The following is a 20250-nucleotide window of genomic DNA, read 5'->3' on the forward strand; positions in this document are numbered from 1 at the left end:
GCGCCTGCCTACCATCGGGGCTCCTCCTCATCGGCTCCACCTGCATGAACACCCTGGCCGCCCCGGCACCTGCCTTGCGCAAGGACGCCACCGTCATCGGCCTCGTCGGCCTGGCGCACAGCATCAGTCACTTCAGCCAGTTGCTGCTGGCGCCGCTGTTCCCGTGGCTGAAGGACGCCTTCGACGTCGGCTATGCCGAGCTGGGCTTGCTGATGTCGATCTTCTTCGTCGTCTCGTGCATCACGCAGGCGCTGTCGGGCTTCATCGTCGACCGCTTCGGGCCGCGGCCGATCCTGTTCGCCGGGCTGGCGCTGCTGGGACTGGCGGCCTTCGGCTTCTCGATCAGCACCGGCTGGTGGATGCTGGCGATGTTCTCGGTGCTGGCCGGCATCGGCAACGGCGTGTTCCACCCGGTCGACTTCACGCTGCTGAACCGCAAGGTGCACCCGTCGCGGCTCGGCCATGCGTTCAGCGTGCACGGCATCACCGGCAGCCTGGGCTGGGCGCTGGCACCGGCGATGCTGGTGCCGCTGACGCTGGCGTACTCGTGGCGCGTCGCGCTGGCCTGTGCCGGCGTGCTGGCGTTCACCGTGCTGGTGGTGCTGTGGTTCAACCGCGAGAAGCTGGCGCTCGACGCGGTGGCGCCCGCGAAGGCCGCCGCGGCCCAGCCGGTGGGCGGCAGCCTCGATTTCCTGCAGATCCCGGCGGTCTGGATGTGCTTCGCGTTCTTCTTTTTCTATGCGATGGCGCTGAGCGGCGTGCAGGCCTTCGCGCCCGAGGCGGCGCGGCTGCTGCACGAGGTGCCGGCGCAGCTGGCGGCGATCTGCCTGACGGTCTACATGGTGTGCAGTGCCGGCGGCATGGTGGTCGGCGGTTTCCTGGTGACCGACCCGGCACGTTGCGAGCGCATCGTCGGTGCCGGCTTCGGCGTGGCGGCGGCGATCGCGCTGGTGCTGGGCTTCGCGACGATCCCGGCGCTGGCGGTGCCGGTGCTGTTCGGTGCGATGGGCTTCGCGGCCGGCATCGCCGGGCCGTCGCGCGACCTGATCGTCAAGCGCTCGGCGCCCGACAACGCGACCGGCCGCGTCTACGGCGTCGTCTACTCGGGGCTGGACATCGGCCAGGCGATCGCGCCACTGCTGTTCGGTACGCTGATGGACCTGCACCGGCCAGCGCAGGTGTGGCTCGGCATCGCGGTGGTGCAGGGCGTGCTGATCGCCAGTGCGTTCAACGTGCGGCGGGTGCGCCGGACGGTGCTGGTGGCGGCCTGAGCTCATTCGACAGCAGCTGCGAGTGCGCGAGGAAGGCCTGCGCGTCCTGGGATGCCAGGTCGTCCGCCAGCTGTGCCACCTTCGCCTCCAGCTTGGCCAGGGTCTGCGCGAAGGTGTCCAGCGCCGTCCTGCCGTTCGACAGCGTGCGCGTGCGCGCATACGATGGCGGGATCGACAGGTAGGCGTTCAGCGCCTCGGGCAGGTGGGTGATCGCGATGCGTCTTGCGTCGAAGCCGTCGTCGAGCGAGAGGTGGCCGCGTGAGCGTTCCCACTGCCGGCGCAGCGCGTCCAGCGCCTTGCACAGCTCCAGCACGCGCGCCTGCAGGCTGGCGGGCAGGCGGTCATCGGGGTTGTACTGGGTCAGCCCGCGCACACCTTGCAGCGCACGCTCCATCGCCTCGCGCGCGTCGCCGTCGTCGCTGAACTGCAAGGCCTCCCAGCCGGGGCGCGACAGCGTCGGGAAGCCCAGCCACAGCCCGCCGACCACGAAACCGGCTGCATAGCCGAGCAGGGCGAGCGGCAACGAGGCGCTGCCAAGCAGGCCCAGCCCCTTCAGCACCAGCGCGATGCTCGCCAGCGCGAGGCCGATCCAGTTCGGCCATGAGACGAGCACGCCCACCAGGCGGTTGCCGAATCCCTCGTTGCCGGCTTCACTGGTACGCACGGATGTCCTTGAACACGCTGTACAGCGGCGTCTTGCGCGCATCGAACAGGCGGCCGCCGGTCACCTTCACCAGTTCGCGCAGCTGCCGCTCGTTGGCGTCGCCGAACAGCACCATGAAGACCGGGATCGAGCGAGCGTCTTCGGGCAACTGGTCGTAGTCGCGTTTGAACTCGTCGAAGCTGCGTCCCTTGTTGCTCTCGCCGTCGGTGAACGCCACCACCGAGTACTGGTAGCCGGGGTTCTTCTGCTTCTCGTCGGCCATGTTCTTCAGCGACTTCAGCACCGCGTCGAACAGCGCCGTGCCGCCGCGCATGTTCAGGCCGGCCGCGAACGCCCGCACCTGCGCCAGCGCCTTCTGCTTGGCCGCGCTGTCCTCGAGCACCTGCACGCCGCGGGCCGAGGCGGTACCGGCCGGGATCTCGAAGCGCTGCAGGTCGTAAGGGTTGTCCGAGAACGGCTGCATCCACAGCCGCTCGCGGTTCGTCAGCCGCGCGATGCGGCCGGTCAACGAGCGGTCGACGCCGGCGATGTAGTCGAGCGCCTGGATCAGCTGCTGCTGGCGGCCGTCGCGCTCCATGCTGCCACTGGTGTCCAGCACGAAGGTCGACGCGATCGGCCGGCGGAACTCGTTCAGGTAGGCGTCGATCAGGCCATCGGCCAGCGCGCGGTCGGGCGAGAACGGCAGCTCGATGCGCATCGCGTCGCGCGGCAGGATGTCGGCCACCTTCTCGGCCACCTCCGGCACCACCGGCCGGCGCAGCGTCTGGCGCGCGAGCCAAGTCTGCGCCGTCTCGCCCTTCAGGTAGGCGACCACCTTCAGGTAGTCGTCGCGCCTGGCGTCGTTCAGCAGCAGCAGCGGGTAGTCGGCCGTGCTCACGCCTTCGTGCGGGTAGACGAGCACCAGCTTCTCGCGCAGCTTGCCCGACTGGTTCAGGCCCAGCAGCCAGCTCTCGTAGTTGATGAACGCGTTCACATCGACGCCTTGGCGCTCGATGAACTTCTCGGACAGGTAGGTCGAGTTGTCGCCCGGCAGCCGGTAGCCCTTCAGGAACGCCGCGATGGCCGAGCGGTCGACGTCGGCCGCGACCAGCCCGTCGGCCTTCTGGCTGGCGCTCGCCACGACGCCCAGCAAGGCCATGAAGCCCTGGTTCGACGTGGCGGGGTTCGACAGCGCGTAGCTGAGCTTTCCCGCCTTGGCCGCGGCGGCGATGTCTTTCCACGTCACCTTGGCGGCGCGGTCCGGCCGGTCCCAGCCCAGCTCGCGGGCGGTCGATTCGCTGAGGCCGAGCGCGATCGGCGACAGCATGATCTTCTCCTGCAGCTTGACGCGCGACTGCCCCTGCGCATCGGACAGCAGGTACTTGGCATTCGCGAACCAGGCGAGGTCGGCACCCGATTGGCCGTTCAATACCGCCTCGGTGCTTTCCATCGTGCCGCCGAAGCGGAACTGCAGGTTCACGCCGGTGGCCTTCAGCACCATCTGCTGCAGCGGCTCGATGTCGCGCAGGTCGGTGGTGGCCAGCACCTGCAGCGCGTGCGCCGCGGGCGGCGGCGGTGGGGGCGTGGCCGCCTTGTCGACCGCGGGCCGGTCGCAGCCGGCCAGCGCCATGCACACCAGCGCCAGGAGCGAAACACGCAACGCAAGCTTCATTGCCCCATCTCCTTGGTCACCACGTCGATCATCTCCGCCATCAGTTCGAACGACGGTGGATCGACCACCTGCGTGAGCCGGGTCTCGACGGCCAGGCCGGTCGGCTGAACGGCCTTCGCGAATCGCTCGGCATCCGCGATGCGGAAGCCGTGCTGCAGCGCGATGCCCTGCAACTCGGCATCGTTCGACAGCAGCGCACCGAGCGTCTTGGCGCGTTCGCTGGTGGCGACGAACACCAGCTTGTTGGTGATGGTGGGCTGCGGGTACAGCAGCACCATGCCGCCGCCGATGCCACCCTTGGCGAGCGCATGGCCGACGATCTGGTTCTCGTAGATCCACGCGAGCGGCGTCTTGCCGATGCCCTGCGACACGTAGTCCTCGAAATTGCCGTTGACGTAGTTCTCCTGGTAGCCCTGGCGCTTGAAGAGCTCGGCCAGCCGCAGCGCCGTGCGGCGCGCGGTGTCGCGGTCGCTGACGGTCTCGCCGTTCACGGCATTGCTGGCCAGCGCGAGGAACATCGCTGCCGAGTTGCTGCGCCGCACGTCGGTGGTCGACACCAGCACGCTGCGGCTCACGTCGTAGGCCGCGGAGTGCTTCAGGTCCTTCCAGCGCTTGCGTGCCAGCATGAGCTGCGTCAGCTTGTCCATGTCGACGCCGTACACCTGCGGCTGCAGCGGGCGGGCGATGCCGTTGTCGACCAGGATCTTCGCGATTGGCTCCCAGGACGCGATGACCAGCGGTGTGTGGAACGGCGAGTACGACGCGGTCGCGATGCCGGCCTTGCGGCCTGCCTCGGTGACCTGGGTCGCCGCCACCACCCCCGAGGGGAAGAAGAAATCGGGGGTGGCGCCGGGCAGCACCCGCGCGGCCATGTCGCGGCTGCCGATGCGGGTGACCTGCACCGGCAAGCGGTGCGCGGCCAGCACCTGCACGACGCGCGGGTTCTTGAAGAAGTCCTCGACGTCGACCGCGATCAGGCCGCTCAGCTCGGTCGCGGCGACCGTCTCGGCAGCGGCCTGCTGCGCCGGGTGGCCGCGCAGCGAGAACCAGAGGGCGCCGCCAAAGCCTCCCAGCAGTGCGAGCGTGACCAAGAGCCTGGCCGTTTTGTTCATGAAGACGCAACCGTCAGTGCAGACGGCGCGAGTCTAGGGCACGCGACCGGGCTTTCAGTCCCGGGTCTCAGACGGCGCTGCGGTGCCGCGCGATGCAGGTGTCCAGCACCTCCCCGCCCGGGCGCTTCCACCAGTCCTCGCTGGAGAAGATCTCCACCTCGCTGTAGCCCGCGTAGCCGGCGGCTTCGACCCAGCCGCGGATGCGCGGAATGTCGATCACGCCGTCGCCCATCATCGCGCGGTCGTTCAGCAGGTCGCGCGTGGGCACGCGCCAGTCGCACACATGGAAGGCCAGCAGCCGCTCGCGGCCGGCGCGTTCGATCTGCGATTGAAGCTTCGGATCCCACCACACGTGGTACACGTCGAGCGCCACGCCGAGCGCGCCGCTGCGGCCGGGGTCGAGCGCATCGCACAGGTCCAGCGCCTGCTCCAGCGTGTTGACGCAGGCGCGGTCGGCCGCATACATCGGGTGCAGCGGCTCGATCGCGAGCGGCATGCCGGCACGGCGCGAATGCTCGAGCGTCGCCGCGATGCCGTCGTGCACCTCGGCCCGCGCCACGCCCAGGTCCTTGTGCGCCGCCTGCCCCGACAGCGCACCCGGCAGTCCGCCCACCACCAGCACCAGGCAGCGCGCGTCCAGCGCACGCGCCTCGTCGACGGCGCGGCGGTTGTCGTCGAGCGCGCGCTGCCGGCCGGCCGCATCGGCCGCCGGAAACATGCCGCCGCGGCAGTAGCCCGACAGCGCGAGGCCGGTGTCGCGCAGCAGCCCGGCAATGCGCTCCAGGCCCGCCGCGGCGACCTGGTCGCGCCACGGCGAGATCGCGCGGATGCCCCTGGTCGCGCACTCCAGCACGATGCGGTCGAGCGGCCATTGCGCGCGTACCGTCGCGGTGTTGATCGACAGCCAGCGGTGGTCGGCGCTGAAGTCCCTCATCTCACGCGTCCACGCCATGCAGGCCCAGCAGGTGCCGCATGCGCCGCGCCGCCAGCTCCGGCTGCTCGATCAGCCCGGCCTCGTCGGCCAGCCGCAGCAGCTCCGCCAGGTGCGGCAGCGACCGCGTGCTCTGCTGCCCGCCGACCATCGCGAAATGATCCTGGTGGCCGTTGATCCACGCCATGAAGACCACGCCGGTCTTGTAGAAGCGGGTTGGCGCCTTGAAGATGTGCCGCGACAGCGGCACCGTCGGCGCGAGGATCGCGTGGAAGCGGCTGCGGTCGTGCGTGGCGAGCGCGGCCAGCGCCGCGCTCGCCGCCGGCGCGATCGCGTCGAAGATGCCGAGCAGCGCATCGCTCTGCCGCTGCGTCGGCGCGCTGCCGACGCCGTCGCCGGCGATCAGCTCCGCGTAGTTGAAGTCGTCGCCGGTGTACATGCGCACGCCGGGCGGCAGGCGCCGCCGCATCGCGATCTCGCGGCCCTTGTCGAGCAGCGAGATCTTGATGCCGTCGACCTGCGCCGGATTCGCCCCGATCACCGCCAGCGCGGTGTCCATCGCGCGGTCGACGTCGGCACTGCCCCAGTAGCCGGCCAGCGCCGGGTCGAACATGTCGCCCAGCCAGTGCAGGATCACCGGCTCGCGGGCCTGGCGCAGCAGGCGGCCGTAGACCTGCAGGTAGTCGTCCGGCCCGCGCGCCACGCGGGCCAGCGCGCGGCTGGCCATCAGGATCAGCCGGCCGCCCAGTTTCTCGATCGCGGCCATCTGCTCCTCGTAGGCACGGATCACGTCGTCGACGCCGTGTGCCGCGTCGGGCGCGAGCTGGTCGGTGCCGCAGCCGCTCGCGACGCGCGCGCCGGGCACGTCGCGCGCCGCATCGAGCGAGCGTGCGATCAGCTCCAGCGAGGTCGGCCAATCGAGGCCCATGCCGCGCTGCGCGGTGTCCATCGCCTCGGCCACGCCCAGGCCCATGCGCCACAGGCGCTGGCGGCAGGCGATCGTGCAGTCCCAGTCGATTGCGCACTGCAGCCACGGGTCGATCGGCGCGAGCGGATCGGCCACCACGTGCGCGGCCGAGTACGCGATGCGGTTGAAGGCCGGCTCGGCCGGTGCGCCCCAGGCCTCGCGCGCCGACAGCGTGTAGCGTGCGAGGTGCCCGTCGGGCTGCGGCAGGTTCAGTGTCAGGCTCATCGCAGTCCCTCGCGTCGTCATCGTCATCGTCAGAGCGCCAGCGCCGGCACGTCGACCCAGCGCCGCTCCTTCCAGCTGGTCAGCGCCGCCTCCACCAGCTGCACGCCCTTGGCCCCTTCGGGCAGCGTGAAGCGGTACGGCGCGTCCTCGGCCACGTGGCGCAGGAACTGCTCCCACTGCAGCTTGAAGCCGTTGTCGTAGGGCTGGGTGTCGGGCACCTCCTGCCACTGCTCGAAGAACGGCATGGTCTGGCGCGTGTCGGGGTTCCACACCGGGCGCGGCGTGTTCACGCGTGCCTGGCTGCGGCAGTCGGTCAGCCCGGCCACCGCCGACCCGTGCGTGCCGTCGACGTGGAAGGTGACCAGGTCGTCGCGCCGCACGCGCGTCACCCACGAGCTGTTGACCTGCGCGATCACGCCGCCGGCGAGCTGGAAGGTCGCGTAGGCGGCGTCGTCGGCCGTCGCGCGGTAGGGCTTGCCGGCTTCGTCGAAGCGCTCCGGGATGTGGGTGCTGCCCAGGCACGACACCGACTGCACTTCGCCGAACAGGTTGTCCAGCACGTAGCGCCAGTGGCAGACCATGTCGAGGATGATGCCGCCGCCGTCTTCCTGCCGGTAGTTCCACGACGGCCGCTGGATCGGCTGCAGGTCGCCCTCGAACACCCAGTAGCCGAACTCGATGCGCACCGACAGGATGCGGCCGAAGAAGCCGGCGCGCTTCAGCAGGTCCAGCTTGCGCAGGCCGGGCAGGAACAGCTTGTCCTGCACCGCGCCATGCTTCACGCCGGCCGCCTGCGCGAGCCGGCACACCGCCAGCGCCTCGGACAGGTTGGTCGCGATCGGCTTCTCGCAGTACACATGCTTGCCGGCACGGATCGCCTGCGCCAGCAGCGTCGGGCGCATCTGCGTGGTGCCGGCATCGAAGAACACCGTGTCGGCGCGGTCGGCCATCGCGCTGTCGAGGTTGGTGCCCCAGCGCGCGATGCCGTGCGCCTTCGCGAGCGCCTCGATCTTGCCGGCGTCGCGGCCGATCAGCAGCGGGTCAGGCATCAGCCGGTCGCCGTTGGCGAGCGCCACGCCGCCCTGGTTGCGGATCGCGACGATGGAGCGGATCAGGTGCTGGTTCATGCCCATGCGGCCGGTGACACCGTGCATGATCAGACCGAGTCGTTGGGTGGCCATGGAGGTCCTTGCGGGGTCGACGATGAGGATTCAGACGAGCGCGGCCGCCTGCGACAGCGGCTGCATCGCCGACCAGTCCGGCGTCGCCGCGTGGGCGTAGCCGGGGCCGGCCAGCGAATGGAGGTCGATGCGGCCGCCGGTGATGCGCAGCCGAGCGCCGGCGTCGTACAGGTCCGGATGCGCCTGCACGAAGGCCTGCCGTTCGGCGGCCGGCGCCGCACCGAAGCCGTCGGCGTAGTGGTGGCCGTTGCGCTCGGCATGCGCCAGGCCGAGCAGCGCGGCCAGCGCCAGGTCCTGCTGCACCGCGAGGCCGGCCTGGCAGGTCAGGTCCTCGGCCGACATGAACCACGCCGGCGGCTGGCCGTCACGCTGAGCGGCCCGGTTCCAGCGCTCGCAGCGCGCGCGGTTGACCAGCGACTTGTGGAAGCCCTTGCAGCCCTTGCTCGACACGCCGTGCCAGCCGGCGTCGCGCCCGCGCACGAAGGCGTCCAGCGTGCCATCGGCCTCGTCCATCAGCAGCGGGCAGGGGAGTGCGGGCAACGCGCCATCGAACGAGCGGTCGCGCGGCACCGGCTGTTCGAGATACAGCAGCGCCTCGGGCCGCACGGCGTACGCGGGCAGCACGGCCAGCCGCGCGAACAGGTCGAGCAGCGCCGCCGTGTCGCCGTACTGCTCGTTGCCGTCCAGCGTGTAGCGGTGGCCGGGCGCGTCGCGGTCGAGCACCGCCAGCACCTCGCCGAGGCGTTGCGCGTCAGCCTGCGGATCGCCGCCGAGCTTGATCTTGAACACCCGGTGCCCATAGCGCGCGATCACCGCCGGCAGGCTCACCGGCAGCGGGCCGGCGTCGGCGGGCAGCGCCTGCAGCGCATCGAGCAGGCCGATGGTGTGGCGGGCCTCGATGTGCGGCCGCGGCACCAGCGTCGGCAGCCAGCCGTTCCAGTCGAAGCCGCGCAGGTCGGGCAGCAGCGCGCTCGGCTGCAGGCCGATCGCGTTGCGCGCCACCGCATCGAACACCGACACGCCGAGCGCGCGGCACAGCGCATCGATCACCGCGCGGTCGACGACTGCCGGGCCGAAGGCGCTCGACAGCTCGGTTGTCCCGGCTTGGCGGCCGGTGTCGGCCAGCGCCGCCGCATGGCGCTGGAAGAGTTCGAACGCGCTGGCCGACGCATCGCCGGCATAGGCCTGCACCGTGCGTTCGACCGCGCCGGCCAGGTGCTCGACGTTCTGCGCATGCGAGAAGCCCGCGCGCTTGTCGAACCACTTCGGCACCATCAGCTCGGCCGCATGGCCTTGCCAGCTGCCGCGGCCGGCCACCTCGACGGTGGCGCGCACGAAGAGCTGCGGGCAGCGGGCCAGCGTGACCGCACCGAAGCGGAACGGCAGGCGCAGCGCGACCGGCCGCACGCCGCAGTCGACCGCGCGCACGACCAGCAGGATGCCTTCGCTTCTCACTTGCTCTTTCCGGATTCAATGCGCATCGAGCGAGCCCTGCGCGTAGAAGTGCGCGCGCAGCGTCTTCGCGTGCGCGGCGAAGGCCTCGCTGCCCATCGCGTCGAGCGAGCGCGGCCGCGGCAGCGCGATGTCGTACACCGCGGCGATCGCGCCCGGCCGTTCGGTCATCACGACCACCCGGTCCGACAGGAAGATCGCCTCCGGGATGCTGTGCGTGATCAGCAGCACCGTCTTGCCGGACGCGCCCCAGATGCGCTGCAGCTCGAGGTTCATGCGCTCGCGCGTCATCGCGTCGAGCGCGCCGAAGGGCTCGTCCATCAGCAGCACCGGCGGGTCGTGCAGCAGCGCCCGCAGGATGGCCACGCGCTGCTGCATGCCACCCGACAGCTGCCACGGGTACTTGTTCTCGAAGCCGCGCAGTCCGGCCATCTCGACCAGCTGCTGCGCGCGCTCGCGGGCCGCTGCCATCGGCAGCCCGCGGATCTCGGCCTGCAGCAGGATGTTGTCGATGACGCGCCGCCACGGCAGCAGCAGCGCGTTCTGGAACACGATCCCGACGTCGGTCTGCGGGCCGTGCACCGGCCGGCCTGACAGGCTCAACTCGCCGCCGCTGGCCGGCAGCAGCCCGGCCACCAGCTTCATCAGCGTGCTCTTGCCGCAGCCCGACGGGCCGACCACCGAGACGAACTCGCCGGCGCGGATCGCGAGGTCGAGCGGGCGCAGCGTCTCGACGTCGCCGTCTTGCGTGCGGTAGGTCTTGTGCAGCCCGCGCGCCTCGATCAGCACGGGCGTCGGCGCGGCCGACTCGACGGGTTTCAGCACGGCGCTCATCGGCTCGGGACTGGAGTACCTTCGTGCTGCGCACTCCGGTATTCGCGCTTGGGGCGGCCCGGCGAGCTCATGGCAGGTAATCCAGCGAGACGTAGTCTTCCGGCTTGCCGCGCGTGGCCGGGTCCATGCCGCCATACTGCACCAGCAGGTCCAGCGATTCGCCGACGTTCTTCATCGACACCCGCAGCGGCCGCAGCGCGCGGGTTTCGTCGGTGTGGTACAGCGCGGTCGTCAGCTTCAGGCCGGCCAGCATGGTGTCGCGCTGGCCCGATTTCGGGTTGGCCTTCAGCGTCGCGTCGACCGCGGCCTCGGGGTTCTTCTCGGCCTCTTCGAGCGCGCGTGTGGTGGCGCGCAGGAAGCGCTTCACCAGGTCGGGCCTGGCGGCCAGCGTGTCCTTGTGGGCGACGATGCCGGAGCTGATCAGGTTGACGCCGTAGTCGGCGAAGCGCACCAGCTGCACCGGCTTCTTCGTCGCGTCCTGCAGCTTGATGTTCTGGTCCATCACATAGCCGAGCAGCAGGTCGGCCTGGCCGTTGATCACCGCATTCAGCTTGGTCTGCGCGTCGCCGGAGACGGTCTTGAACTGGCTTTCCTGCAGCCCGGTCTTCTTCAGGAACAGCGGCCAGATCTGGCTCATCGAATCGCCGGGTGTCATCGCGACGGTCTTGCCGGCGATGTCCTTCGCGGTCTTCACGCCCTTGTCGGCGAAGCCCATCACCGACATCGGGCTGACCTGCAGCGCGACGCCGACCGCCTTCACCGGCGCGCCCTTGGCCGCCGCCTTCACCATCGTCGGCACGTCGACGTACCCGAAGGTGGCCGAGCCCGCAGCCACCGCCTGGATCGACACCGCCGAGCCACGGCCTTCCTGGATCTCCAGGTCGATGTTCTCGGCCTCGTAGAAGCCTTTCTCCTTGCCGATGAAGAACGGCGCGTGCTCGCTGTACACGTACCAGTTCAGCAGCAGCACGACCTTGTCGCGCAATTGCGCGAACGCGGGCGCGGCCAGGCCGATCGACAAGGCTGCGGCAGCGGCTTGCACCAGGACACGTCTCTTCATTTCGTCGACTCCTTTGCAGATGTGATCAAGCAACGCCCGCGGAACCGGCTTTGCCGGGCCGCTGGGTGGCGCCCCTCGGGGCAGGAGCGCAGCGACTGGAGGGCCATCATTTCGACGCGTGCCACGGCATCAGCCAGCGTTCGACCCCTTCGATCGCGAGGAACAGCAGCACGCCGACCAGCGACAGCAGCACCAGCGCGGCGAACATCAGCGGCAGGTCGAAGCTGCCGGTGGCCTTCTGCAGCACGTAGCCGATGCCGGAGTTCGAGCCGACGAACTCGCCGACCACCGCGCCCACCACCGCCAGCGTCACCGAGACCTTCAGGCCGCTGAAGATCGACGGCAGCGCGGTCGGCAGCCGGAACTTGATGAACACCTTCCACGGGCTCGCGCCCATCGAGCGGGCCAGGTCGATCACGTCGGCCTCGACCGACTTGAAGCCCTGCACCGTGGCCACCACCACCGGGAAGAAGCCGAGCAGGAAGGCCGCGATCACCTTGGGCACGATGCCGAAGCCGAACCACACGACGAAGAGCGGCGCGATCGCGACCTTCGGGATCGACTGCGAGAACACCAGCAGCGGGTACACGAAGCTCTCGACCAGGCGCGACGACGCGATCCACATCGCGATCGGCACGCCGAACAGCGCCGACAGCGCGAAGCCGCCCAGCGTGGCGTACAGCGTCGGCAACGTCTCGCGCAGCAGCATCGGCCCCTCGGCCACCAGTTCGCGGGCCACCGACCACGGCGTGGGGACCAGGTAGGGCGGGATGCGCAACACCCGCACCGCCAGGTCCCACAGCACCAGCAGCACCACCAGCAGCCAGGCCGGGCGCAGCGCGGGAGACAGGAGCCAGCGGGTCATCGTGCCGTCCTTCTTCACCATTTGGTGAATTACGTCGGGGTGGTGCTCATCGACGGTCAGTCCCGCAGGACATAGCCCATCACCACCTCGGTGATGTGCGAGAGGCGCTCCGACAGGGCCTTGGGCGCCATCAGGTCGCGCCCGAAGATGGTCGACAGCGTGTGGTTGTTCGACAGGTAGAAGTACGCGAGGCCGGCGATCGAGATGTAGAGCTGCACCGCGTCGACGCCGCCGCGGAACACGCCGTCGCGGCGGCCGCGCTCGAGCACCTCGCCGAGCGTCTGCACCAGCGGCGAGTTCATCTCGAGGATGCGGCTGGACGCCTTCAGGTGGCGGGCGCGGTGCAGGTTCTCGCTGTTGAGCAGCGTCAGGAATTCGGGGTGCGCGAGGTAGTGCTCCCAGGTGAACGACACCAGCCGGCGCACCGCGTCGGGCGGCCTCAGGCGTTCGAGGTGCAGCTCGCGCTCGGCGTTGCGGATGTCGGCATAGGTCTGCTCGAGCACGGCGAGGAACAGCTCGTCCTTGCCGCCGAAGTAGTAGTAGATCAGCCGCTTGTTGACACCGGCGCGTTCGGCGATGCCGTCGATGCGGGCGCCGCCGAGGCCGCGCTCGGCGAATTCGTGCATCGCGGCGCGCAGGATCTCCTGCTGCGTGCGCTCGGCGTCACGCGTGCGCAACTCGACGACGTTGGCGGCGGCGGTGGATGGTGCGGACAGGGCCGGTGGCATGCTGCCCATAATTCAACGCTTGGTGAATTATGGGCATCCGGTCGAACCCGTAGCTACTTCGGCAGGCGCAGGCCCATCAGCGCGTCGATCGCGCTGCGACTGACGGTGTTCGGCAACGCCGGCACGATGGCCTTCACCGCGGCCGGAACGGCGCCCGGGTGGACCACCGCGACCTGCACCGCGCGCGACTGCTCGTCGAGCAGCACCAGGTAGTAGCGGTCGTCCTGCGCGCGGCGCCACACCGGGCCGGCGTTGCCGCGGGTGTTGGCATCGACGACGGCGCCCTGCTTCATCACCGTCAGGCTGTTCGCGTCGAGCAGGTCGGCATCGGCCGCGAAGTGGTCCATCGTGCAGCCCTTGATGCCGCAGGTCGAGCCGCCCAGCGAGCCGACCTGGTAGGAGCGGATGCCGGTGCTGACGATGTCGCGGTTGCCGTACTGCGTGCCCTGCGATTCGGCCACCACCTCGAGGATGTTGATCTGGCCGCAGCCGTCGCCGAGCCCGGCGTTGCCGGGGGTGTTGCTGAAGCAGTGGCAGGGACTGTAGCCAGACCAGCCGTCGCGGTACAGCTCCGACGGGGCGACCGCGAGCCACGGCGAATCCTCCGCCTTCTCGTCCTTGCCGTCGGTGACGCAGCTCAGCGGCTTCATCGACGCGTCGTCGGCGTAGGGCATGCCGGCCAGCATCACGACGAGCTTGGAGCCCTTCCAGCCGACGAAGTCGAGGTCGGATCCCGGGCAATACGGGTCGCTGCCGGGGCCGCACTTGAACGGCTTCTCCTGTGAAGCGAAGACGGTGCAGCTGTTGCCGAGTTCGCTGGGCAGCACCTTCGAACCTTTCGGTCCGGAGAAGTGGAAGTTGTACGGCTTGTCGGGGGTGCGGCGGTCCCAGAACGAGCGGATCGCCCAGTTGCCGTCGGTCGCTGCCAGCGGCTGGTAGACGACCAGCTGCTTGATGCGCAGCGGCCCGTCGAGCACCAGCCCGAGCTCTTCGTTGAACGGGCTGATCCGGTCGCTGCTCACCTCGTGCTTCGTGCGGCAGCAGGATTCGTCGCCCCACGGGAACTTGAGGACCTCCGACTGCACGTTGCAGCTCGCGCTGCCGGCCTGCGCCTCGATGCGGCGACCCCAGTAGCCCTTGGCGCCGATGTTGGTGAAGGTCAGCGTGCCGCCGAGCGTGGTCGTGCCGGTGTTGTCGGTCGGCGACGCGGTGTGGGCCGGCGCCTGGGTGTTGCCGAGGTCGGGCCAGGTGTTGGCCGACGGGGCCGGTGCGGGGGCCGGGCTGGGTGCGGGGGCGGGCGCGGGGGCCGGTGCCGGGCTCGGCGCGGGACTGGGTGCCGGCGCCGGGCTCGGTGCGGGTGCAGGACTGGGGGCCGGGCTCGGTGCAGGCGCCGGTGCCGGCGAGGGGGCGGCCCCGACGGGCGAAGGAGCGGCGCTGTCGCCACCGCTGCCGCTGCAGGCGGCGAGGGCAGCGGCAGCGAAGAGGGCGGCCAGCAGGGAGGTCTTTGTCATGCCGCGAGACGGGCAAGTTGCGGACCATCCCGGTGCGCCGTCATCGCGTGATGGCGCGACGCGGGAGCGTGCCGCCAGCCCGCACCGGCGCTGCGTTCGCGCGACCCATCGGCGCGGCGCATGCCCACCATTCGTGCCAACGCAGACGCCGATTGCGTCGCCGACGGACACTTCCTGTTCGACGCCGCCGCGAATCGTCAGCGCACGAGGCACACTGGGCGCTTCATTCCGCTTCCTTTGCCGCGCCGACATGACCGACTCCCCGTCCCATTCGCCACGCCCGCAACGACTGGCCGGCCACGTGCTGGTCGAAGCGCTGATCGCGCAGGGCATTGACACCGTCTTCGGCGTGCCCGGCGAGAGCTACCTGGCCGTGCTCGACGGCTTCCATGAGCATGCCGACAAGATCCGCTTCATCGCCTGCCGGCAGGAAGGCGGCGCCGCCTTCATGGCCGAGGCGCAGGGCAAGCTGACCGGCCGCCCCGGCGTCTGCTTCGTGACGCGCGGCCCGGGTGCCACCAATGCCAGCATCGGGCTGCACACCGCGTTCCAGGACAGCACGCCGATGGTGCTGTTCATCGGCCAGGTGGCCAGCGACCAGCGCGACCGCGAGGCCTTCCAGGAGCTCGACTACCGGCAGGTGTTCGGCCCCGGCACGCTTGGTTTCGCGAAGTGGGTCGGCGAGGTGCACGACCCGGCGCGGCTGCCCGAATACATCTCGCGCGCCTTCCATACCGCGCTGCAGGGCCGGCCCGGGCCGGTGGTGCTGGTGCTGCCGGAAGACATGCTGACGCAGGCCACCGATGCGCCGGTGCTGCCGCGCGCCGAGCCGGCCCACGCCTGGCCGGCGCCGGGCGGCCTGCGCGACCTGCGGGCGTTGCTGGTGGCGGCCGAGCGGCCGTTCGTGATTGCCGGCGGCAGCGGCTGGGATGCCGCGGCCTGCGCCGCGCTGCAGCGTTTCGCCGAGAACTGGAACCTGCCGGTCGGCTGCGCGTTCCGCTTCCAGGACCTGTTCGACAACCGGCATGCCAACTACGCCGGCGATGTCGGCATCGGCATCAACCCGGCGCTCGCGCGGCGCATCGGCGAGGCCGACCTGGTGATCGCCGTCGGCGCGCGGCTCGGCGAGATGACCACCGGCGGCTACACGCTGCTGAAGGCGCCGCGGCCGCTGCAGAAGCTGGTGCACATCCATGCCGGGCCGGAGGAGCTCGGCCGCGTCTATGCCGCCGACCTGCTGCTGCAGTCGTCGATGGCCGCCGCGGCGAAGGCGCTCGAAGCGCTGGCCGCGCCGACCCGGCCGGCCTGGGGCGACTGGACGGCCGCCGCGCATGCCGACTACGAAGCCAACCACGTGGCCGCCGCGGTGCAGCCGCTCGACATGGCCGAGGTCGTCAAGACCATCCAGCGCCTCGCGCCGGCCGACACCGTCTACACCAACGGCGCCGGCAACTACAGCGGCTGGCTGCACCGCTTCTGCCGCTACCACGGCCTGCAGCACGCCGGCCGCACGCAGCTCGCGCCGACCGCCGGTGCGATGGGCTACGGCGTGCCAGCCGCGGTGGCCGCGGCGCTGCTGTACCCCGAGCGCACCGTGGTCAACATCGCCGGCGACGGCGATTTCCTGATGACCGGGCAGGAGCTCGCGACCGCCACCGGCTACGGGGCGAAGCGGCTGATCAGCGTCGTCGTCGACAACGGCACCTACGGGACGATCCGCATGCACCAGGAGCGCGAGTACCCCGGACGTGTCAGCGGCAGCGACCTGTTCAACCCGGACTTCGCGGCGCTGGCCGAGGCCTTCGGCTGGCGCGCGGCGCGTGTCTCGGACACCGCCGGCTTCGAGCCGGCGTTCGCCGCCGCGCTCGACAGCGGCCGCCCGACGCTGCTGCACCTGAAGCTCGATGCCGACGTCAGCACCAGCCGCAGCAGCCTGCAGGCGATCCGCGACGCGGCCAGGCGCCGGCTGGGCCAGGCATGACCGACCGGATCGCCCGGCAGGCCGGAGGGTGCCGTCGGATGACTTGTTCAAGACAATGTCATACCCGCGGTGTCATACCAACGATATATTGCCGACGATGAACAAAGTGCTTCCCGTCAATCCCGTGCCGGCGCCGACGCCGGCAGAGCGCTGGGTGTGGCGGGCCTGCCTCGCGGTGTCGCTGGTGTGGCTGGCGGCGGCCTGGGCCGGGCAGGCGCGCTGGTGGCCGGGGGCGTTGCTGCTCGCGTTGAGCCTGTTGCCGCCGCTGCTGCGTTCGCAGCGCCGTCAGGTGGCGATGCCGGGCTACGACACGCTGGACGTCGGCCCGTGGGGCCTGGTGCACCGCAGCGGCCTGCCCGACGACCCGCAGGAGCCGTCGACCCGGCGCCTGGCCTGGTCCGACATCCGGCAGGTCGACGTGCTGACCACCGAAGACGGCCCGCTCGGCGAAGACCTGTTCTTCGTGCTGATGACGCAGCCCGACAGCGATGCCGATGCGCTGGCCGTCTCGAATGCGCAGGCCGTGCCGACCCGGCTGCTCGATGCGATGGCGCAGCACCTCGGGCCGCTGGACCAGGCGCAATTGCTGAAGGCCGTCAGCACGCGCGAGCTGAAGCGCTTCACGCTGTGGCGGCGCGAGGCGGTTGCGGCGCGCTAGCGGGCGTCAAGGCATTTTTTCAAGGGGCCAGACCTCGATGACGCCGTGGGCGACGGCGCACGGCGACTTCGACACCAACGCGATGGCGTCCTGCAGGTTGTTCGCGTCGATCACCGCAAACCCCGCAATCGGCAGGCTGCTGCGCAAGAACGGGCCGGCAGTCGTCTGCACACCCGCGGCGTCGTGGTTTCGCACCTGCACCGGCGCGCCCGCGACGCCGATCAATGCACCATTGGCACGCATCGACGCGTCGTGAGCGTGTGCCGCGTCTCTCACCGCGGCGGCGGTCCGGTCGTAGCCGGCTTCATCGCCATAGCCGATCGTGATGAACTTTGCCATGTCGGCTCTCCTGTTCAAGGAACATGCCGTCATGGCGGGCAAACGGGGCGCCCGCCTGGAGTCAAGGGGCGCGTCTCGTCACCTTGCCTTCTTCCAGAGCAGCAGCACGACGCCCGCGAGCACCACGCCGGCGGCCGTCCATTCGTAGTGCGTGACGGTTTCGCCGGCCACCGCGACCCCCAGCAGCATCGCGATCACCGGGTTCACGAAGGTGTAGCTCGACGCGAGCCCGGCGCTCGCCTTCGACAGCAGCACCATGTAGGCGTTGAACGCGATCAGCGAGCCGAACACCACCAGGTAGAACCAGGCACCGACCGCCTTCGGCTCGGGCGGCCACTGCATCTGCTCGCCGGTCACGGCGGCCAGCAACAGCAGCACCACGCCGCCGCAGATCATCTCGCTGGCGAAGCCGGTGGCACCCGGCGCGAGCGGCAGGCTGCGCTGGCTCAGCACGCTGCCGATCGACCAGGTCAGGCAGGCGGTGGCGATGGCGGCCAAGCCGATCGGCGAGGCCTGGAAGCCGGCACCCTGTGTCAGCATCAGCACGCCGGCCAGGCCGACGGCGATGCCGAGCAGCTCGATGCGGCTCGGCACCACGCGCCACAGCAGGTTCAGCCCGGCGATCATCAGCGGCACCACCGCGATGAACGCGACCACCAGGCCGGAGCCGACGGTCTGCTCCGAGTAGGCGGTGCAGCCCATGCCGCCGCCCAGCATCAGCGCGCCGACGACCACAGCATTGCGCCATTGCACGCGGCTCGGCCACGGCGCGCCGCGCCAGCGCATCCATGCCATCAGCAGCACGCCGGCGAACAGGAAGCGCGAGCCCATCTGCAGGAACGGCGGGAAGCTGACCAGTGCGAACTTGATCGCGAGGTAGGTGGAACCCCAGACCAGCCAGGTGGCGGCCAGGCACAGCAGGATCAGCGCTTGCGGGCCGCGGTCGGGCTGCAGCGCGGCGGTGGGTGAGGAGGCGGACATGGGCGGTGCTCGGTGCAGAAATCAGGTCGACATCGTACGAAGGTGGGCACCGCAATGGAATGCAGGAAACAAGGCCGAGCGGGCCGACGCGTGCTATGTTTGAAGGACTTTCGGAGGTTTTGCCTTGAACGCTGAAATCGATGCCCACGACACGCGCATCCTGGCCGAGCTGCAGGCTGACGCGCGGCTGACGATGGCCGAACTGGGCCGCCGCGTGCACCTGAGCCAGCCGGCGGTGACCGAGCGGGTGCGCAAGCTGGAAGCGGCCGGCGTGATCACCGGCTACCGCGCGACGGTCGACCTCGGCAAGCTCGGCTACGGCATCCGCGCGGTGATGCGGGTCGGGCGCGCCGAGTACGCGCGGGTCGTCAAGCTGGTGCAGCAGAGCCCCGAGGTCGTCAATGCCTACAACGTGACCGGCGAAGACAGCTGGATGCTGGAGATCGCGGTGATCGACGTGGCCCACCTCGACGCCGTCGTCACCAAGTTCTGCCTGCTGACCGAAACCTCGACCGCGATCATCCTGAACACCCCGCGCGAGCACCAGACCATGCTGCCGCCGCGGCGCGAAGATGTGAAACCCCCGATCAAGAAGGTCACCGCATGAGCACCGACACCCACGCCGACTTCGCCACCTGCGACCTGTGCGATGCGCACAAGAACGACACCGACGGCGCGTTCCGCGTGCTGCCGCCGGTGTTTCGCGACTACGGCGGCCAGCCGAAGTTCAGCGGCCCGGTCAGCACCGTCAAATGCTTCGAGGACAACTCGCTGGTCAAGGCCGCGGTCGAGTCGCCGGGGCAGGGCCGCGTGCTGGTGGTCGACGGCGGCGGTTCGCTGCGGCGCGCGCTGGTCGGCGGCAACCTCGCGGCCGCCGCGGCGCGCAACGGCTGGGCCGGGGTGCTCGTCGACGGCTGCGTGCGTGATGTCGAGGAGCTCAGGGCCTGCAATGTCGGCATCCGCGCGCTGGCGCTGATGCCGTTGCCGACCGAGAAGCGCAACGAAGGCCAGCGCGACGTGGCCGTGACGATCCAGGGTGTGTGGGTGCGGCCGGGCGAATGGCTCTATGCGGATGCGGACGGGATCGTCGTCATGCTTCGGTAGTCCGCTTCCCGGGTTGTCACCCGGGCTACGCGACAACCTCCAGCAGCCGGTCCAGGCCGCCGGTGTTGATCGCCACCATCGCCTGTGCCCGCACCGCCGGCTTCGCGTGGTAGGCCACCGACAGCCCGGCCACGCCCATCATCGGCAGGTCGTTCGCGCCGTCGCCCATCGCGATCGCCTGTGACGGCGCGATGCCGAGTTGCGCGCAGGTCGCGAGCAGCATGCGGCGCTTCTCGTCGCCGTCGCAGATGTCGCCCCAGGGCTGGTCGACCATGCGGCCGGTCAGCGCGCCGTCGGTCACTTCCAGCACGTTGGAGCGGGTGAAGTCGATCTTCAGGCGGTCGCGCACGTGGTCGGTGAAGAAGGTGAAGCCGCCCGACACCAGCAGGGTCTTCAGCCCGGCGGCCTGGCAGGCCTGCACCAGCGTCGCGGCACCCGGGTTCAATTGCAGCCGCTGGTCGAGCACCTGCTGCATCGCGCCGACCGGCACGCCTTTCAGCAGCGCCACGCGCCGGCGCAGGCTGTCCTTGTAGTCGGCGATCTCGCCGCGCATCGCGGCCTCGGTGATCGCCGCGACCTCGGCCTTGCGGCCGGCCGCATCGGCGATCTCGTCGACGCATTCGATGTTGATCAGCGTCGAATCCATGTCGAACGCGATCAGCTTGAAGTCGGCAAGCCGCAGCGGCGGCGTGAAGCGCTGGAGGACGAGGCCGGGGGCGAATTCGGAGGTCATGG

The 20250-nt window shown here is 70.2% G+C and carries 20 protein-coding genes; 5 read left to right on the top strand and 15 right to left on the bottom strand.

The window, feature by feature from the left end:
• Nucleotides 1-44: 44 nt before the first annotated feature.
• On the top strand, nucleotides 45-1271 hold the full coding sequence (locus FHT26_RS20370) for an MFS transporter (RefSeq protein WP_168561926.1): 1227 nt from the start codon (nucleotides 45-47) through the stop codon (nucleotides 1269-1271).
• Here FHT26_RS20370 and FHT26_RS20375 read toward each other — a convergent pair.
• The 12 genes from FHT26_RS20375 to FHT26_RS20430 form a co-directional block, all read right to left on the bottom strand.
• On the bottom strand, nucleotides 1228-1935 hold the full coding sequence (locus FHT26_RS20375; protein WP_168561927.1) for a hypothetical protein: 708 nt from the start codon (nucleotides 1933-1935) through the stop codon (nucleotides 1228-1230). The genes FHT26_RS20370 and FHT26_RS20375 overlap by 44 nt on opposite strands.
• A complete protein-coding gene (locus tag FHT26_RS20380; RefSeq protein ID WP_168561928.1) occupies nucleotides 1922-3574 on the bottom strand; it encodes a vWA domain-containing protein in 1653 nt (550 codons plus the stop codon). Before FHT26_RS20380 ends, FHT26_RS20375 begins: the two co-directional genes overlap by 14 nt.
• An 8-nt stretch (nucleotides 3575-3582) precedes the next feature.
• Nucleotides 3583-4698 carry a substrate-binding domain-containing protein gene (locus FHT26_RS20385; protein ID WP_168561929.1) on the bottom strand — a complete coding sequence of 372 codons (1116 nt, stop codon included), beginning with the start codon at nucleotides 4696-4698 and terminating at the stop codon, nucleotides 3583-3585.
• 67 nt (nucleotides 4699-4765) lie between these two features.
• Entirely contained in the window at nucleotides 4766-5632 is an 867-nt protein-coding gene (locus FHT26_RS20390) for a sugar phosphate isomerase/epimerase family protein (protein WP_168561930.1), read from the bottom strand.
• A gap of 1 nt (nucleotide 5633) precedes the next feature.
• Nucleotides 5634-6821: a dihydrodipicolinate synthase family protein gene (locus FHT26_RS20395; RefSeq protein ID WP_168561931.1), complete on the bottom strand. Its 1188-nt coding sequence runs from the start codon at nucleotides 6819-6821 to the stop codon at nucleotides 5634-5636.
• A gap of 29 nt (nucleotides 6822-6850) precedes the next feature.
• The gene (locus FHT26_RS20400) at nucleotides 6851-8002 is read right to left on the bottom strand and encodes a Gfo/Idh/MocA family protein (protein WP_168561932.1); all 1152 of its coding nucleotides are present in this window, start codon (nucleotides 8000-8002) and stop codon (nucleotides 6851-6853) included.
• 30 nt (nucleotides 8003-8032) lie between these two features.
• A complete protein-coding gene (locus FHT26_RS20405; RefSeq protein WP_210427503.1) occupies nucleotides 8033-9457 on the bottom strand; it encodes an enolase-like domain-containing protein in 1425 nt (474 codons plus the stop codon).
• Between the two features lie 15 nt (nucleotides 9458-9472).
• Complete coding sequence (locus tag FHT26_RS20410) at nucleotides 9473-10288, bottom strand: ABC transporter ATP-binding protein (protein WP_168561933.1); 816 nt, start codon at nucleotides 10286-10288, stop codon at nucleotides 9473-9475.
• Between the two features lie 67 nt (nucleotides 10289-10355).
• Complete coding sequence (locus FHT26_RS20415; RefSeq protein ID WP_168561934.1) at nucleotides 10356-11348, bottom strand: ABC transporter substrate-binding protein; 993 nt, start codon at nucleotides 11346-11348, stop codon at nucleotides 10356-10358.
• A gap of 106 nt (nucleotides 11349-11454) precedes the next feature.
• Entirely contained in the window at nucleotides 11455-12213 is a 759-nt protein-coding gene (locus tag FHT26_RS20420) for an ABC transporter permease (protein WP_210427504.1), read from the bottom strand.
• A gap of 56 nt (nucleotides 12214-12269) precedes the next feature.
• The gene (locus FHT26_RS20425; protein ID WP_168561936.1) at nucleotides 12270-12941 is read right to left on the bottom strand and encodes a TetR/AcrR family transcriptional regulator; all 672 of its coding nucleotides are present in this window, start codon (nucleotides 12939-12941) and stop codon (nucleotides 12270-12272) included.
• 53 nt (nucleotides 12942-12994) lie between these two features.
• Entirely contained in the window at nucleotides 12995-14452 is a 1458-nt protein-coding gene (locus FHT26_RS20430) for a DUF2403 domain-containing lipoprotein (RefSeq protein WP_168561937.1), read from the bottom strand.
• A gap of 250 nt (nucleotides 14453-14702) precedes the next feature.
• Between FHT26_RS20430 and FHT26_RS20435 the strand changes: the two genes are divergently transcribed.
• On the top strand, nucleotides 14703-16433 hold the full coding sequence (locus tag FHT26_RS20435; RefSeq protein WP_168561938.1) for a thiamine pyrophosphate-binding protein: 1731 nt from the start codon (nucleotides 14703-14705) through the stop codon (nucleotides 16431-16433).
• Nucleotides 16434-16530: 97 nt separating this feature from the next.
• Nucleotides 16531-17091, top strand: a complete 561-nt coding sequence (locus FHT26_RS20440; protein ID WP_168561939.1) for a hypothetical protein — start codon at nucleotides 16531-16533, stop codon at nucleotides 17089-17091.
• Nucleotides 17092-17097: 6 nt separating this feature from the next.
• Here the strand turns inward: FHT26_RS20440 and FHT26_RS20445 are convergent, their stop codons facing one another.
• Both FHT26_RS20445 and yedA read right to left on the bottom strand, forming a co-directional pair.
• Entirely contained in the window at nucleotides 17098-17430 is a 333-nt protein-coding gene (locus tag FHT26_RS20445) for a YciI family protein (RefSeq protein ID WP_168561940.1), read from the bottom strand.
• Nucleotides 17431-17508: 78 nt separating this feature from the next.
• On the bottom strand, nucleotides 17509-18411 hold the full coding sequence (gene yedA / locus FHT26_RS20450; protein WP_168561941.1) for a drug/metabolite exporter YedA: 903 nt from the start codon (nucleotides 18409-18411) through the stop codon (nucleotides 17509-17511).
• A 124-nt stretch (nucleotides 18412-18535) separates the two neighbouring features.
• Between yedA and FHT26_RS20455 the strand changes: the two genes are divergently transcribed.
• Together FHT26_RS20455 and rraA are read left to right on the top strand one after the other, a co-directional pair.
• Nucleotides 18536-19018: an Lrp/AsnC family transcriptional regulator gene (locus tag FHT26_RS20455; RefSeq protein ID WP_056814554.1), complete on the top strand. Its 483-nt coding sequence runs from the start codon at nucleotides 18536-18538 to the stop codon at nucleotides 19016-19018.
• Nucleotides 19015-19515 carry a ribonuclease E activity regulator RraA gene (gene rraA, locus FHT26_RS20460; protein WP_168561942.1) on the top strand — a complete coding sequence of 167 codons (501 nt, stop codon included), beginning with the start codon at nucleotides 19015-19017 and terminating at the stop codon, nucleotides 19513-19515. Before FHT26_RS20455 ends, rraA begins: the two co-directional genes overlap by 4 nt.
• A gap of 25 nt (nucleotides 19516-19540) precedes the next feature.
• Here the strand turns inward: rraA and serB are convergent, their stop codons facing one another.
• Nucleotides 19541-20248 (bottom strand): phosphoserine phosphatase SerB, encoded by a 708-nt coding sequence (gene serB, locus FHT26_RS20465; RefSeq protein ID WP_168561943.1) that lies wholly within the window; start codon nucleotides 20246-20248, stop codon nucleotides 19541-19543.
• Nucleotides 20249-20250: the final 2 nt, after the last annotated feature.

The sequence above is a fragment of the Rhizobacter sp. SG703 genome (assembly GCF_012275445.1).
GTDB lineage: Bacteria > Pseudomonadota > Gammaproteobacteria > Burkholderiales > Burkholderiaceae_C > Rhizobacter.